This window comes from Thiobacillus sp. (genome assembly GCF_013693775.1).
Taxonomy (GTDB): domain Bacteria; phylum Pseudomonadota; class Gammaproteobacteria; order Burkholderiales; family Thiobacillaceae; genus Thiobacillus.
Genome location: NZ_CP059257.1, coordinates 877,862 through 893,177, shown reverse-complemented (window position 1 = coordinate 893,177; position 15,316 = coordinate 877,862). Strand labels below are relative to the sequence as shown.

The window sequence follows — 15,316 nt, the reverse complement described above, 5'->3', positions numbered from 1 at the left end:
AACGTAGCGCTTATTTAAAGGATAGCAATATCCCATTTAATTGGCGACCTGAGGATGGCCATGCCGGGATCCTTAGGCCACCTGTCGCTTCTGGATGAAGGCGAGGGCCTCCGTGGCGGACAACGGCTTGCTGAACAGGTAGCCCTGCATGAAATCGCAGAAATGCGAGGTCAGCAAATGGCGCTGCGCTTCGGTTTCCACGCCCTCGGCGGTCACAGCCAGGCCGAGGCTGTGCGCCAGTGCGATGGTGGCGGTGCAGATGGCGACGTCGTTGCTGTCGCTTTCGATGTCGCGCACGAAGGACTGGTCGAGTTTCAGGGTGTGGATCGGCAGCAGCTTGAGATAGCTGAGCGAGGAGTAGCCCGTGCCGAAATCGTCGATCGACAGGCGTACGCCCAGGTTGCGCAGCGCCTTGAGCTGACTGATGCTGGCGGCCGGGTCGTGCATGGCAACCGATTCGGTGATTTCGAGCTCCAGGTCGGTGCCTTTCAGGCCATGCTTNTTCAGGGCCCCTGCGACATGGGCCAGCAGGATGGCAGAGTGCAGTTGATGGGCGGACAGGTTCACGGCCATGCTGAAGTCGGCGATGCCGATATCGCGCCAGGCGCGGAGCTGGCGGCAGGCTTCGTCCAGTACCCATTCGCCCAGCGGCAGGATCAGGCCTGTTTCCTCGGCAATGGGAATGAATTCGGCAGGCGGCACCAGACCCATGCGCGGGTGGCGCCAGCGTACCAGTGCCTCGAATCCGACGATGCGGCCGCTCCAGCTGTCGAACTGGGGCTGGTAATGCAGTTCGAACTCCTTGTTTTCCACGGCCACCCGCAAGTCATGGTCCATGGTCAGCCGCTTCATGGCGGCCTGGTTCATCTCGGCCGTAAAGAACTGGACATTGTTGCGCCCCAGCGATTTGGCGTGATACATGGCGGTGTCGGCGTTCTTCATCAGCGTTTCACTGTCCTCCCCGTCGTCCGGGTAGAACGCGAGGCCGATGCTTGGCGTCGAATGCAGCGCATCTTTCCCGATACGATAGGGCTGGGACAGCGTGTGCAGGATCTTGTCGGCGACGCGGGCTGCGGTCGTGGCGCCTTCCACTTCGGTCAGCACCACCACGAATTCATCGCCGCCGAGACGAGCCACGATGTCGCTCTCGCGCACGCTGTCGCGCAGGCGTTGCGCCACGTCCTTGAGCAATGCATCGCCTACTGCATGCCCGAGCGTGTCGTTGATGGTCTTGAAGCGATCCAGATCCAGGAAGATCACCGCCAGCGCACGCTGTTCCCGGTGGGCCATGGCGAGTGCCTGTTCAAGTTGGCCCTGCAGGCTGAAGCGGTTGACCAGGCCGGTTAAGGCGTCATGGTAGGCCAGCTGGCTGATTTGCGCCTCGGCCAGTTTGCGTGCGGTGATGTCCGTGAAACTGGTGATGTAATGGGAAAGGCGGCCGTCGAGGTCGCGCACGACCGAGACCGACATCCACTTCGGATAGAGCGAGCCGTCTTTCCGCCGGTCCAGCACCTCGCCTTGCCAGTAGCCCACTTGTTCGAGGGCGGCCGCCATCGCCTGATGGGTGTCGTCGAGTGCCTGCCCGGCCGTCAGGATCTGCGGGTGCTCGCCCCGGATGTCGTCGATGGCGTAGCCCGTCAGGCGGGTGAAGGCCGGATTCACCGCCAGGATGCGGTTGTGGCTGTCGCTGATGAGGATGGCTTCGCCGCTGTGTTCGAACACGTTGGCGTAGAGCCGTAACGCTTCTTCCGCCTGCTTGCGCCGGATGATGTCCTGTACGGTGCCCGTGGAACGGACGGCGTTGCCTTCGGCGTCGAAATGCATTTCGCAGCATTCGTTCACCCATTTGATGCGGCCGTCCGGCATGCAGATCCGATGGCTGATCTCGTACGGCTTGCGGTTCGTCAAGGAGTCGAGGTAGGCCTGGCCGACCCGCTCGCGGTCCTCGGGATGCACCGCGTCCATGAATGCTTCGTACGATGCGCCGAAGGCGTCCCGGTCAACTTCGAAAAGGCGGAAGGTCTCGTCCGACCAGGTCAGCGTATTGCTGGCCACATCGAACTCCCAGCTGCCGACCTGGGCAATGCGCTGTGCTTCGTTCAGGCGCATTTCGCTTTCCTTGAGGGCGGCCTGGGCCAGCTGTTTCTCCGTCACGTCGGTGCCGATGCTCACCATGAACTCCATCTCGCCTTGTTCGTCCGGCAATACGGAATTCGACCATTCGATCAGGCGCCGCGTCCCGTCCCGGGTGATCCAGTGGTTGGTGTGCGAGCCTCTCAAGGATTCGGGATTGCGAACGAGCGCGTCGAACGCCTCCTGGTGCACCCGCTCGCGCTCCTCCGGCGGCAGCAGAAAATCCCAGACGAACCGTCCCTCGACTTCTTCGAATGCGTAGCCGGACAGTTCTTCGCAGGCGCGATTGAAGCGGCGGATGCGGCCTTCGCGGTCGAGCACCACCACCAGTGCCCCGGCCTTATCGAGAATGGCACCCTGCAGTAGAGAGAGCTTGCGCAGCTCGTGCGAGCGCGCTTCCACCTGGGCTTCCAGCGTATGATGGATGTTTTCCAGCGCATCCGTCATATGATTGAAGGCCTGGGCCAGACGGCCCAGTTCGTCGGGACCGTCCTGCGGGGCGCGCTGCGACAGATCGCCGGCGGCGATGCTGTCGGCCACCCGGGTGAGGTTCCGGATGGGACGCGACAGACCGCGTCCCAGCAGATAGGCCGCGCCGCCTGAGAGGAGCAGGAACAGGACCAGCGCGACATAGGTGACATGGCGCAGATGCGCGGCGGGCGCCAGCGCTTCCGCGCTGTCCATTTTCACCACCATCCCCCACCTCAACTCGGGNAGGTAACGCCATGCCGCCACGCTGTCGACCCCGGCGTAGTCGCGTACGAACCCATTGCCATGGTCGCCGGCCAGTGCCTTCTGCATCGGCAGCGCGGCGGCCTTGAGCGGCACCCGGTAGCGATAGGCCGCATCCGGGATATGACGGAGCGGTCCGGTGTAAAANGCCTCGTTGCCATCGCGTTGCGCCAGAACCGTTTCGCCCGTGCGGCCGAGGCCGGTGCGATCGGCCGTGACCGATTCCAGCTTGTTCACATCCAGCCGCAGGGCCAGCACGCCGATGAGCTTGTCCCTGTCCAGCACGGGCGTGGTCAAGAAGGCAGTCGGCCGATTCCCGGCAGGCGCATAGGGTGCGAATTCCGAGAGGCGGGTTTGCAGGCTTTGCTGGGTCAGGTAGAAGCCTTTTGCCAAAGGCGTGCTGCGGTATGCGCCGGACAGGAGATTGGTGCCGAGATCAGGCTCGTGCAGCAGGGAAAANATCACGTTGCCTGCCGTGTCCATCAGCAGGAAATCGTGGAAATTGCCGGCCTCGTAGGAAATGCTCAGGTCGTTTTGCAACGGGCGTGCAGCAGCCAGGTAGAGAGGNGAGTTCAGCCCGCCCGTATGGTAAGCCAGCCCCAACTGGGCCAGTCCATGACGGATCAGGTTTCTCTGGCTGAGCAAGCGGGCGTCCGCTCGCCGCTCCAGCATGTAGCGATCGATCTGATCGGCTTTTTTGTCCGCGAGGGTGACCATGTTCGCCAGCACGCTTTCATGTAGCGACGCTTCGAACGAGGCCAGATAGAACGCAGCCAGTCCTGTCAGCGGCAGCACGGCTACCAGCAGGTAGCTCAGCAGCAGGCGTCTCGAAATTGAAAGCGCCTTCATGGCCAAGTGGTCAGAGTATGTCCCGGCGCCGTACGCAGGGTAGAAGGGACAACAACCCGGTATCCACGATGGGGGCTCATGGCGGAATTGTAGCCGGATAAATATGCCGTCAACACATGAGGGGTGACCCTGGTGAATTGGACGGCGATCAAGGTCGGATGGCGCGAGGGCTGGGGTCCTATACGAGCAGATGGATTCCAGGCGGCGAGCTTGTTCCGTCTTGATGGGGCAAGAAGGCTCCTCCATTCAATGGACAAGATATTGATTTTTCTGCAGGGGGCGGCAGCATGCGCACGCAACCGGTCTGTCGCACGATCGGCAAGGGCGGCCGGTTCGCGCTGTCCGGCGCGAGGCCGTGTGCGCGTCGTGCTGCAATGAAACGAAAGCCGATCGAGACGGCGGGGATACCGTCATTCCATTCGCCATACAAGGGCGGGATGTTTCCGGCGGCTAGGCTTTGCGCTCCAGAGCAATTCCCGCCAGTTCGATGCCGACGCCCAGTGCAGGACGAACAACCCCTGCCATATTTCAGGCGCCAAGGCCATCAGCAGGCCGCCCACTATCACCAGGGATATCGCCACGCCACGCCGGGCGCGCCGGTTTTTCAGCATGCGAGTGTCTCCCGGATTCTGGATGCATCGCTACTCATAGCGCAGGAAATCCTCGGCGAGCGTATCGGCGCCAAATTGCTCGATCAGCGCTTCGATCTCCGACAACAGCGTCTCGCCCTCGTCGTCTTCCAGCGTGCCGTCGCCCACCAGTCGCGCGCCGAGGCCGTCGAGGATGGCATCCCGGACAGCCGCCAGCGTGGGCGGGTTTTCCCGGTTCTCGTCGTTCACGACCGTCTCGATCGCGCGTGAGAGCGGTTCGCTGGCGCTGGTCTGGATGAAATCCACGGCAAGCGCGGCTGCCCCGAATTCCTCGATCAGGGTATCCAGTTCGTCGAGCAGCGATTCGCTCACGTCAATGCGATGCAGCCGTTCGGCTTCCTTGAAGTCGGCGGGCAGCAGGTCGGCCAGAAAACGGCGTACGGCCTTGAGCGTCACCGGCTGTTCGCATTCCGGGTTGTTGACCCGGCTGTTGAGCAAGGCCGACAAAGCGGGACTGACGCGGCTGGCGATATCGATGGAATTGCGTGTCATGGCGTTTCCTGTCGGGTGAAGGCGGATCATGAATGTGTGATCGCGCTGCCTATATCGATATATAGCAGATGGTTGGGCCCGTCTTGCGCCATGCGGCGAATCGCGTCGATGCGCCGAAGTATCCGGCCCGCTGAACTTTGGACGACGGCGCGTTGTCTTCCATGGCAAGGAAGCGAGGCGTGGCACAATGGGACGACCGGATTTCCCGCCTCTCCGGCAAGGACAGGCGGCCCGGCAACAGGCCGGCCATGCCCGGGATCGCCGGACGATGTCGTGCGTCAAACAAGAGGTCAGGAATGGAAACAAGCCCACTTGCAGGGAAGCCCGCCCAGCCCGCCATGCTGGTCAACGTACCCAGACTCGTCACGGCCTATTACGGCAACCGGCCCGACCCTTCGGTACCCGCGCAACGGGTCGCATTCGGCACCTCGGGGCATCGGGGCTCCGCATTCGAGAACAGTTTCAACGAATGGCATGTGCTGGCCATCAGCCAGGCCATTTGCGATTACCGCATGCAGCAGCATATCGACGGACCGCTGTTCCTGGGCATCGATACGCACGCGTTGTCGGAGCCGGCGTTTGCCAGTGCGCTCGAAGTGCTGGCGGCCAATGGCGTGGAGGTCATGCTCGCGGACAAGGACGACTACACGCCCACCCCGGTGATTTCCCACGCGATCCTCACCTACAACCGCGGCCGCGACAAAGGGCTGGCGGACGGGATCGTCATCACGCCTTCACATAACCCGCCCGACAGCGGCGGTTTCAAGTACAACCCGCCCAACGGCGGGCCGGCAGACAAGGATGTCACGGGATGGATGGAAGCCCGCGCCAATGCGCTGCTGGAAAGCGGGCTGAAGGGCGTGAAACGAATCCCGCTCGAGCAGGCCCGGCGCGCAGCGACCACGCATCGACATGATTTTGTCACGGCCTATGTCGGCGACCTCGGCAGCGTGCTCGACATGGAGGCGATTCGTGGCGCGGGCATCAGCCTGGGCGTGGATCCGCTGGGTGGAGCCGGCGTGCATTACTGGGGTCCGATCGCCGAGCGCTATGGATTGAATCTCACGATCGTGAACGACGCCGTCGACCCGACCTTCCGCTTCATGACCGTCGACTGGGACGGCCGCATCCGCATGGATCCCTCCTCGTCCTATGCCATGCAGAGCCTGATCGGCCTGAAGGATCGCTTCGACATTGCCTTTGCCTGCGACACCGATCATGACCGGCACGGAATCGTCACCCGTCACGCGGGTCTGCTGCCGCCCAATCATTATCTTTCGGTAGCCATTGACTACCTGTTCCAGCACCGGCCGCAATGGCGCAAGGAAGCGGCAGTCGGCAAGACCATCGTCAGCAGCCAGATGATCGATCGCGTCGCCGCGAGGCTCGGCCGCACGCTGGTCGAAGTGCCGGTCGGTTTCAAATGGTTTGTGGAAGGTCTGTATGACGGCTCGCTGGGTTTCGGCGGTGAGGAGAGCGCGGGCGCCTCGTTCGTCCGGCGGGACGGCAGTGTCTGGACAACGGACAAGGACGGCATGGTGCCGGCCCTGCTGTCGGCGGAGATCACTGCCCGCACGGGGCGCGATCCCGGCGAACTCTACCGCGACCTGACGCGCGAGTTCGGCGAGCCGGTCTACGATCGCATCGAGGCGCCGGCGACGCCGGCGCAGAAGCAGAAGCTTGCCCAACNNTCGCCGCGGCAGGTGCAATCTGCCGAACTGGCCGGCGAATCCATCCAGACCATCCTCACCCAGGCGCCGGGCAACGGCGCGTCGATCGGCGGCCTCAAGGTGATTGCCGAGAACGGGTGGTTCGCGGCGCGTCCTTCCGGCACCGAGGACATCTACAAGATCTATGCGGAAAGCTTCCTTGGCGCGGATCATCTGCATCGCATCCAGGTCGAGGCCCAGGCCATCGTCAGCGACGCATTGGCAGCCGCTTCGTAACCATGAGGGAACCCGCGGCGACAGGGGATACATTGAACCAAATCCTGCACGTACCGCTCCATCAGCCATTCCTGGTGGCGTCTTTCATCGAGCGATGATGAAGGATTCGCGGTCCAGGCTGGCCAAGCCAATCAACCGGGTACGATCGATGCCGACTTTCAACCTGTTGCCGCAGCGCTATGTCGGGTGGCTGGCCGCTACCGCGATGGTGGCGGGCTGTACGACGGTTGGTCCCGATTTCAGGACGCCGGATGCCCCCACGGTTACCCGCTACACGCGGGAGGCGCCGCCGCCGAACGTCGTGATGAACGAGGCCGTGGCGCCCGAGTGGTGGACGGCCTTCGGCTCGCCCCGACTCGACGATCTGGTGAAGCAGGCGCTGCATGATAATTTCACCCTGGCTGCAGCCGAGGCCACGCTGCGCCAGGCTCAGCAACTTCATGCGGCACAGGCCGGTTCCACCTTGTATCCGACCGTCAATGCCAAGCTCGGCGCCAGTCGTAACCAGGCCAACGCGGCAGGCCGCGGCGAGAGCGGCAACCAGCAGACGCTCTACAACCTGTACAACGCCGGGGTCGCCGTCAACTACAACCTCGACCTGTTCGGCGGCAACCGCCGCGCGCTCGAAGCGCTGGCGGCGCAGGCCGACTACCAGGCCTACCAGCTGGCGGGCGCGCGCCTGGCCCTGGCGGGCAACATCGTGACCACGGCTTTTGCACAGGCCCAGCTGGGCGAGCAGATCGCGGCGACCGAAGCCATCCTGCAGGCCCAACAAGACCAGCTCGACATTGCCCGCAAGCGCTTCGCACTCGGTGCGACCGCCCGGACGGATGTGCTGGCCCTGCAAACCCAGGTGGAGCAGACTCGCGCCAGCTTGCCACCTCTGCACAACAAATTGGAGCAGGCCGACCATCTGCTGGCCGTGCTGACGGCCCGGGCGCCGGGCGCGGCCGACATGCCGCGTTTCACGCTGACCGATTTCACCCTGCCCGAACGCTTGCCGGTGGTGGTGCCGTCGGATCTGGTGCGCCAGCGGCCCGACATCCAGGCGTCCACCGCCTTGCTGCATGCGGCCACGGCCCAGTATGGCGTGGCCGTGGCCAATCTCTATCCGCAGATCGATCTCAGCGCCAGCCTGGGCACGCAGGCCCTGACCACGGGCGCACTGTTCGGTCCCGGGTCGATGATCTGGACCCTGGCGGGGCAACTTGCCCAACCGCTGTTCAACGCCGGCCTGAAAGCCGGCGCGAACGCCGCCGAAGCCAGTTTGCAGGCGGCGGGTGCCAACTATCAGCAGACCGTGCTGGAGGCGCTGCGCAATGTGGCCGACACCTTGCGCCAGCTGGACAACGATGCCCAGGCCCTGCAGGCACAGGCTGCGGCCGACACCTCGGCGCAGGCGTCGCTCGATCTGGTACGGCAGCAATATCACCTGGGTGCGGCGAGCTATCTGCAGCTCCTCACGGCCCAGCAGCAGGCGCAGCAGACCCGTATCGGCCTGATCGCGGCGCAGGCCGCCCGCCTGGCCGACAGCGCAGCCTTGTACCAGGCCATGNGGGGCGGGGTGCTCGACACGCCCAAGGCGGCGGGAGCGGCGACGCCTGCCGTGACCTCTGCCACGGTCCCTTGACGGCCGGCCACCTGCAACTCGATTCCTCTCAGGCAAACCGCACAACGGAGCACGCGATGACCCCAGGTACAACCAAGCGCATGATCATCATGCTCATTCTCGCCGGTGTGATCGTGGGCGGCGTGGTGGCGTTCCAGGGTTTCAAGAACACCATGATCGGCAAGGCGATCAAGGGCCAGGCCAACCCGCCGCAGACGGTTTCGACGACGGTCGCGCAGACGAGCACCTGGCAGCCGACCGTCGAGGCATTGGGCAGTTTCAGCGCGAGTCAGCAGGCGGCCCTGAGTGCCGAGGTCAGCGGACAGGTCACGGCCATCCATTTCGATTCGGGCCAGAAGGTACGCGCCGGCCAGACGCTGGTTGAGCTCAATCCCGCCCCGTTGAAAGCGCAGCTGGCCCAGTTCGAAGCGGCGGCGGCGCTGGCCGCGACCACTCTCAAGCGCGACGAGGCCCAGCTTGCGGTGCAGGCCATCAGCCAGTCGGTGGTGGATACCGACAAGGCCACACTCAGANGTGCACAAGCCCAGGTGGCGGTACAANAAGCGTTGATCGCACAGAAGACGATCAGCGCGCCGTTTNCCGGCCAGCTCGGTATCCGCCAGGTGAACCTGGGCCAGTATCTGGCGCCGGGTACGGCCGTGGTCACGCTGCAGAAACTCGATCCGATGGAAATCGATTTCAGCGTGCCGCAAAGCCAGATCGATCTGGTCCGCGTGGGCATGAAGGCCCAGATCGAGACCAGCGCGGTGCCGGGCCAGAGCTTCCATGGCATCGTGACCGCGATCGAGCCGCAGATCGACACTGCCACGCGCAATCTCAAGGTGCGCGCCCGCGTTCCCAATCCCCGCAATACCTTGCTGCCGGGCGCGTTTGCCACGGTGCGCATCGGCCAGGGCGAGCCCGTGCAATACGTCACCCTGCCCAACGCCGCCATCACCTACAACCCCTATGGCGCCACCGTGTTCATCGTGACGGATCATGGCAAGAGCGCGAACGGCAAGTCCGGACTGACGGTGGAGCAGCGTTTCATCACGACCGGTCCGACGCGCGGCGACCAGGTCGCCATCCTCAAGGGCCTGAAGGCGGGTGAAACCGTGGTGACCGCCGGCCAGCTCAAGCTGCGCAACGGCTCTCCTGTCACGGTAAACAACAGCGTCCAGCCTTCGAACAATCCGAATCCGAACGTGCCCACCCCTTGAAGGCCGCCGCGATGAACACGAAATTCACGGATATCTTCATCAGGCGCCCGGTGCTGGCCACCGTGGTCAGCCTGGTCATTCTGGTGCTCGGGCTGCGTTCGATCGGGCTGCTGCCGGTTCTGCAATATCCCTACACGCAAAACGCCGTGGTCACGGTCACCACGGTCTATCCGGGGGCCGACGCCAACCTGGTGGCGAGCTTCATTGCCACGCCGCTGGAAAACGCCATTGTCCAGGCCAACGGCATCGACTACATGACATCGAGCAGCGTGCAGGGAATGAGCACCATCACCGTCAACCTGCGGTTGAACTATGCGCCCGACAAGGCGCTCACCGAGATTACCGCCAAGGTCAACTCGGTGCTCAACCAGTTGCCGCCGCAATCCCAGACGCCCGTCCTGTCGGTGAGCATCGGCCAGACCATCGACGCGATGTACATCGGATTCAACAGCGACGTACTCAAGCCCAACCAGATCACCGACTACATCAATCGCGCGGTGCAGCCCCGGCTGCAGGCCGTGGATGGCGTACAGACCGCCGAGATCCTGGGCGCGAAAAACTTCGCCCTGCGCGCCTGGCTCGACCCGCAGAAGCTCGCCGCCCACGGCCTGACCGCATCCGACGTGTATTCGGCCCTGGCCGCCAACAACTATCTTTCTTCCACGGGCAATGCCAAGGGCCAGATGGTGCAGGTCAACCTGACAGCCAATACCAACCTGAAGTCGCTCGAGGGGTTCAAGAACCTGATCGTGAAGACGGTCGACGGACAGGTCGTCAGGTTGACGGACGTGGCCAACGTTTCCTTGGGCGCCGACGATTACGACACTGCGGTCGCCTTCGACGGCAAGTCGTCGGTGTTCGTCGGCATCCAGGTCGCGCCGGGCGCCAATCTGCTCGACGTCATCGCCCGCGTGCGCAAGGTCATGCCCGACATTCAGTCGCAACTGCCGACCGGCCTGCAGGGCGGCATCATCTACGACTCGACCAAGTTCGTGAATTCCTCGATCAACGAAGTGATCAAGACGCTGGTGGAGGCCGTACTCATCGTCACCGCGGTCGTGTTCATCTTCCTCGGTTCGCTGCGCTCGGTGATCATTCCGCTGGTCGCCATCCCGCTGTCCATCGTCGGCACGTTCACCGTGATGCTGGCGCTGGGCTACTCCATCAACCTGCTCACGTTGCTGGCAATCGTACTGGCCATTGGCTTGGTGGTCGACGACGCCATCATCGTCGTGGAGAACGTCAGCCGCCATATCGAGAACGGCATGTCGCGGATGGACGCGGCGGTGCGCGCCGCGCGCGAACTGGCGAATCCCATCATCGCGATGACCATCGTGCTGGTGGCGGTCTACGTTCCCATCGGTTTCATGGGCGGGCTCACCGGCGCGCTGTTCACCGAGTTCGCCTTCACCCTGGTGGGAACGGTCGTCATGTCGGCGGTGATCGCGCTGACCTTGTCGCCGATGATGTGCTCGCGCCTGCTGAAAGCGCCCAATCCGCAAAGCCGCAACTGGCAGGATCGGCTGGTGCTGTTCCTCGACCGCAGCTTCGAGCGCCTGCACGCACGCTACGAGCGCCTGCTTCAAGGCTCGCTCAATCACCTGCCGGTCACGGCGGTGATGTCGGCCATCATTCTCGGCTCCATCTATTACCTGTATTCCATCTCGATGTCGGAGTTGGCGCCGCAGNAAGACCAGGGCGTGCTGATCAGCATCGCCTTCAACAATCCCACGGCCACCATCGATCAGCGGCAGCTTTACGCCAGCCAGATCTACGACGTGTTCAAGGGCTTTCCGGAAACCGACCATGTCTTCCAGGTCAATTCGCCCGCCCAGGTCATCGGCGGCATGGTCCTCAAACCCTGGGATGCTCGTACCCAGACCGCCACGGATTTGCAGCCTGCACTGCAGAAGAAATTGAGCCAGATCGCCGGCTCGCAGATCGCGGTGTTCCAGCCGCCGCCCCTGCCGGGTGCCCGCGGCGTGCCGATCCAGTTCGTCATCACCACCTCCGAGTCGTTCGACAAGCTCTACGCGGTATCGCAGCAGTTCCTGCAGGAGGCGCAGAAGACCGGGCAGTTCATCTTCCTGCAGTCCGATCTGCGCCTCGACCTGCCGCAGACCCGCATCGAGATCGACCGCAACATGGCTGCACAGCTGGGCCTGAACATGCAGGACATCGGTTCGGCGCTGTCGGCCATGCTGGGCGGCGGTTACGTGAATTTCTTCGAACTGGGCGGCCGCGCCTACAAGGTCATCNCCCAGGTCGACCAGCGCTACCGCCTGAATCCGGACCAACTCATGCATTACTACCTGCGCACCGCGAGCGGCAGCATGGTGCCGCTGTCCACCGTGGTGCATTTCAGCACCGTGGTCCAGCCCGAAACGATCAGTCACTTCCAGCAGGCCAACGCGGCCACCATCCAGGGCGTGGCCTTGCCCTTCGTGGCCCAGGGACAGGCGCTGGAGAGCCTGAAGCAGCTGGCCCAGCGCACGCTGCCTGCAGGTTATACCTTCGACTACGCCGGGCCTTCCCGCCAGTTCGTGCAGGAATCGGGCGGGCTGGTGCTGACCTTCTTCTTCGCCCTGGTGATCATCTTCCTGGCCCTGGCCGCACAGTTCGAGAGCTTCCGCGATCCCATCATCATCCTGGTGTCGGTCCCCATGGCCATCTCGGGCGCGCTCCTGTTCATCAACCTCGGCATCGGCCATGCCACGCTGAACATCTACACTGAAGTGGGCCTGGTCACCCTGATCGGGTTGATCTCCAAGCACGGCATCCTGATCGTGGAGTTCGCCAACAACCTGCAGCGCGAAGGGCAGAGCAAGCTCGACGCCATCAAGCATGCCGCGGGCCTGCGCCTGCGGCCGATCCTGATGACCACTGCGGCCATGGTGTTCGGCGTGATGCCCTTGATCACCGCCAGTGGCGCGGGTGCGGTGAGCCGCTTCAACATGGGCCTGGTCATTGCGACCGGCTTGTCGATCGGCACGCTGTTCACCCTGTTCGTGGTGCCGGCCATGTACGTGATGCTGGGCGCCGATCATGGCGGCACGTCGAAAAGACCTGAAGATCCGGCGTCTCCCGCCATGCAGGGCGAAGCAATATCGATTTGACAAGGAGCGAGCATGAATGACCCCACCCCATCCGGCCATCCGAAGGAACTGCTGCTTCCCACGGATATCGAGGGGTTCGATTCCCTGGCCGAACTGGCCCTGGATATGCGTTCGTCATGGAACCACGCCACCGACCCCGTCTGGCGAAAACTGGACCCCGAACTCTGGGCACTGACGCGGAATCCCTGGGTCGTGTTGCAGACGGTGTCACGCGAGAAATTGCGAGGCGTGCTGGCCGAACCCGCTTTCCGCAAGAACCTCGACGCGCTCGTGCAGGCACGACGGAATGCCGGGGAGGCACCGGCGTGGTTTCAGCAGACCCACCCACACGCACAACTCGGCTGTGTCGCCTACTTCAGCATGGAATACATGTTGAGCGAGGCCTTGCCCATTTATTCGGGCGGGCTCGGCAACGTGGCGGGCGATCAGCTCAAGGCGGCCAGTGATCTGGGTATTCCAGTCATCGGGGTGGGGCTGCTCTACCAGCAAGGCTATTTTCGCCAGGAGATCGACAAGGACGGCATGCAGCAGGCGCGCTTTCCCTACAACGACNCCGGACAGCTGCCCATCACGCCCCTGCGCAAACCGGATGGAGAGTGGCTGCGGCTGGAAATCGCGCTGCCCGGATACTCGGTCTGGCTGCGCGCCTGGCAGGTCCAGGTCGGCCGCGTGAAGCTTTACCTGCTGGACAGCAACGACGCCGCGAACTATCCCGCGCATCGCGGCATCACCAGCGAGCTATACGGTGGCGGCCCCGAGTTGCGGCTGAAGCAGGAAATGCTGCTGGGAATCGGCGGCTGGCGGCTGCTCCAGGCGCTCGGCATCCAGCCGGAAGTCTGTCATCTGAACGAAGGGCATGCGGCCTTTGCCGTGCTGGAACGCGCCTGCAGCTTCATGCAGGCGAACGGGCAGCCGTTCGAGGTCGCGCTCGCCGTCACCCGCGCGGGGAATCTCTTCACCACGCACACGGCGGTCGCGGCCGGATTCGACCGTTTCGCGCCGGCCCTGGTCGAGCAATATCTGGGCGGATACGCCGAGCAGAAGCTCGGCATCACGCGCCATGACTTGCTGGCCCTGGGCCGACAGAACCCGAACGACGCCTCGGAACCCTTCAACATGGCGTATCTGGCGATTCGCGGAAGCGGCGCGGTGAATGGCGTCAGCAGCCTGCACGGCCGGGTGAGCCGGCATCTGTTCGCGCCGCTCTTTCCGCACTGGCCGGTGGACGAAGTGCCCGTCGGCCATGTGACCAACGGTGTTCATATGCCGACCTGGGACTCGGCCGCGGCCGACGTGCTGTGGACGGAAGCCTGCGGCAAGGACCGCTGGCTGGATGGATCGGGTACGCTGGAGCAGGACATACGCCGGGTCTCCGACGCCAAGCTCTGGGAGTTCCGCACGGCCGCCAGCGCATCCCTGGTCGACTACGCGCGCGAACGCCTGTCCCGGCAGCTTACGGCATCCGGTGCGCCGCCCGAAGCCATCGCCGAGGCGAAGCACCTGTTCGACTGCAATACCCTGACGCTGGGTTTTGCCCGCCGTTTCGCGACGTACAAACGACCGAACCTGTTGCTCCATGATCCGGAACGCCTGCTGCGCCTGCTGTCCAATCCGCAACGCCCGGTACAACTCATCATCGCCGGCAAGGCCCATCCCGCCGACCTGGCCGGACAGGCCCTGATCCAGCAATGGATCCATTTCATCCGCCGTCCCGAGGCGCGCCCGCACGTGATCTTCCTCAGCGACTACGACATGCACCTGACCGAACACCTGGTGCAGGGCGTGGACGTCTGGCTCAACACGCCGCGACGCCCCTGGGAGGCGTGCGGAACGAGTGGCATGAAGGTGCTGGTCAATGGCGGCATCAACCTGTCGGAACTGGACGGCTGGTGGGCGGAAGCCTATACGCCGGAAGTGGGCTGGGCGCTGGGGGATGGCCAGGAGCATGATGACGATCCGGCCTGGGATGCGGCCGAAGCCGACGCGCTCTACGGCCTGCTCGAGCGAGAAGTGATCCCGGAGTTCTATACGCGCGACGAGCAGGGCATTCCCGGCGCCTGGGTGGCGCGGATGCGGGAAAGCATGGCGCAATTGACGCCGCGCTACTCCACCAACCGTGCGGTGCGTGAATACACCGAGCAGCATTATCTCCCGGCCGCCTCGGCCTATCTCGCGCGCGCTGCCGAGCAGGGCGCACTCGGTGCGCAACTGGTGAAAATGCGGCACACGCTGGAACAGGATTGGACGGCCCTGCGGTTTGGGNAAGTCAAACTGGACAGCGCGGATGGACGGCACGTATTCGAGATCCAGCTGTACCTCGACGACGTCGATCCCGATACGGTGCGGGTCGAACTGTATGCCAATGGAGTGGACGGCGCGCCCTCCGTGCGGGTGGCGATGCAGCGGGTGCGGCAACTGGTGGGGGCGGCCAACGGCTATGCGTATCATGCCGCGGTCCCGGCAAGCCGTCCGGCGACGGACTACACGGCGCGCCTCATTCCGTTCCACGACAGCCTGGCGGTCCCGCTGGAAGATGCGCATATCCTCTGGCAACGTTGAGGCCGGTCGA

8 protein-coding genes are annotated in these 15,316 nt (G+C 63.9%); 5 read left to right on the top strand and 3 right to left on the bottom strand.

What is annotated here, in order from left to right; all coding sequences use genetic code 11:
* Nucleotides 1–72: 72 nt before the first annotated feature.
* From HZY77_RS04400 to HZY77_RS04390, 3 genes are all read right to left on the bottom strand, one after another.
* Nucleotides 73–3,714, bottom strand: a complete 3,642-nt coding sequence (locus HZY77_RS04400; protein ID WP_296819147.1) for an EAL domain-containing protein — start codon at nucleotides 3,712–3,714, stop codon at nucleotides 73–75.
* 410 nt (nucleotides 3,715–4,124) lie between these two features.
* Entirely contained in the window at nucleotides 4,125–4,325 is a 201-nt protein-coding gene (locus HZY77_RS04395) for a hypothetical protein (RefSeq protein ID WP_296819145.1), read from the bottom strand.
* Nucleotides 4,326–4,355: 30 nt separating this feature from the next.
* Nucleotides 4,356–4,856: a hypothetical protein gene (locus HZY77_RS04390; protein ID WP_296819143.1), complete on the bottom strand. Its 501-nt coding sequence runs from the start codon at nucleotides 4,854–4,856 to the stop codon at nucleotides 4,356–4,358.
* A 296-nt stretch (nucleotides 4,857–5,152) separates the two neighbouring features.
* On the opposite strand from HZY77_RS04390, the gene pgm reads away from it, so the two are divergent.
* From pgm to glgP, 5 genes are all read left to right on the top strand, one after another.
* A complete protein-coding gene (gene pgm, locus HZY77_RS04385; RefSeq protein ID WP_296819141.1) occupies nucleotides 5,153–6,802 on the top strand; it encodes a phosphoglucomutase (alpha-D-glucose-1,6-bisphosphate-dependent) in 1,650 nt (549 codons plus the stop codon).
* A gap of 148 nt (nucleotides 6,803–6,950) precedes the next feature.
* Nucleotides 6,951–8,432 (top strand): efflux transporter outer membrane subunit, encoded by a 1,482-nt coding sequence (locus HZY77_RS04380; protein ID WP_296819139.1) that lies wholly within the window; start codon nucleotides 6,951–6,953, stop codon nucleotides 8,430–8,432.
* A gap of 56 nt (nucleotides 8,433–8,488) precedes the next feature.
* Complete coding sequence (locus HZY77_RS04375) at nucleotides 8,489–9,631, top strand: efflux RND transporter periplasmic adaptor subunit (protein ID WP_296819137.1); 1,143 nt, start codon at nucleotides 8,489–8,491, stop codon at nucleotides 9,629–9,631.
* An 11-nt stretch (nucleotides 9,632–9,642) separates the two neighbouring features.
* Nucleotides 9,643–12,747 (top strand): efflux RND transporter permease subunit, encoded by a 3,105-nt coding sequence (locus tag HZY77_RS04370; protein ID WP_296819135.1) that lies wholly within the window; start codon nucleotides 9,643–9,645, stop codon nucleotides 12,745–12,747.
* 12 nt (nucleotides 12,748–12,759) lie between these two features.
* Nucleotides 12,760–15,306 carry an alpha-glucan family phosphorylase gene (glgP, locus tag HZY77_RS04365; protein WP_296819133.1) on the top strand — a complete coding sequence of 849 codons (2,547 nt, stop codon included), beginning with the start codon at nucleotides 12,760–12,762 and terminating at the stop codon, nucleotides 15,304–15,306.
* The last annotated feature ends 10 nt before the right edge of the window (nucleotides 15,307–15,316 follow it).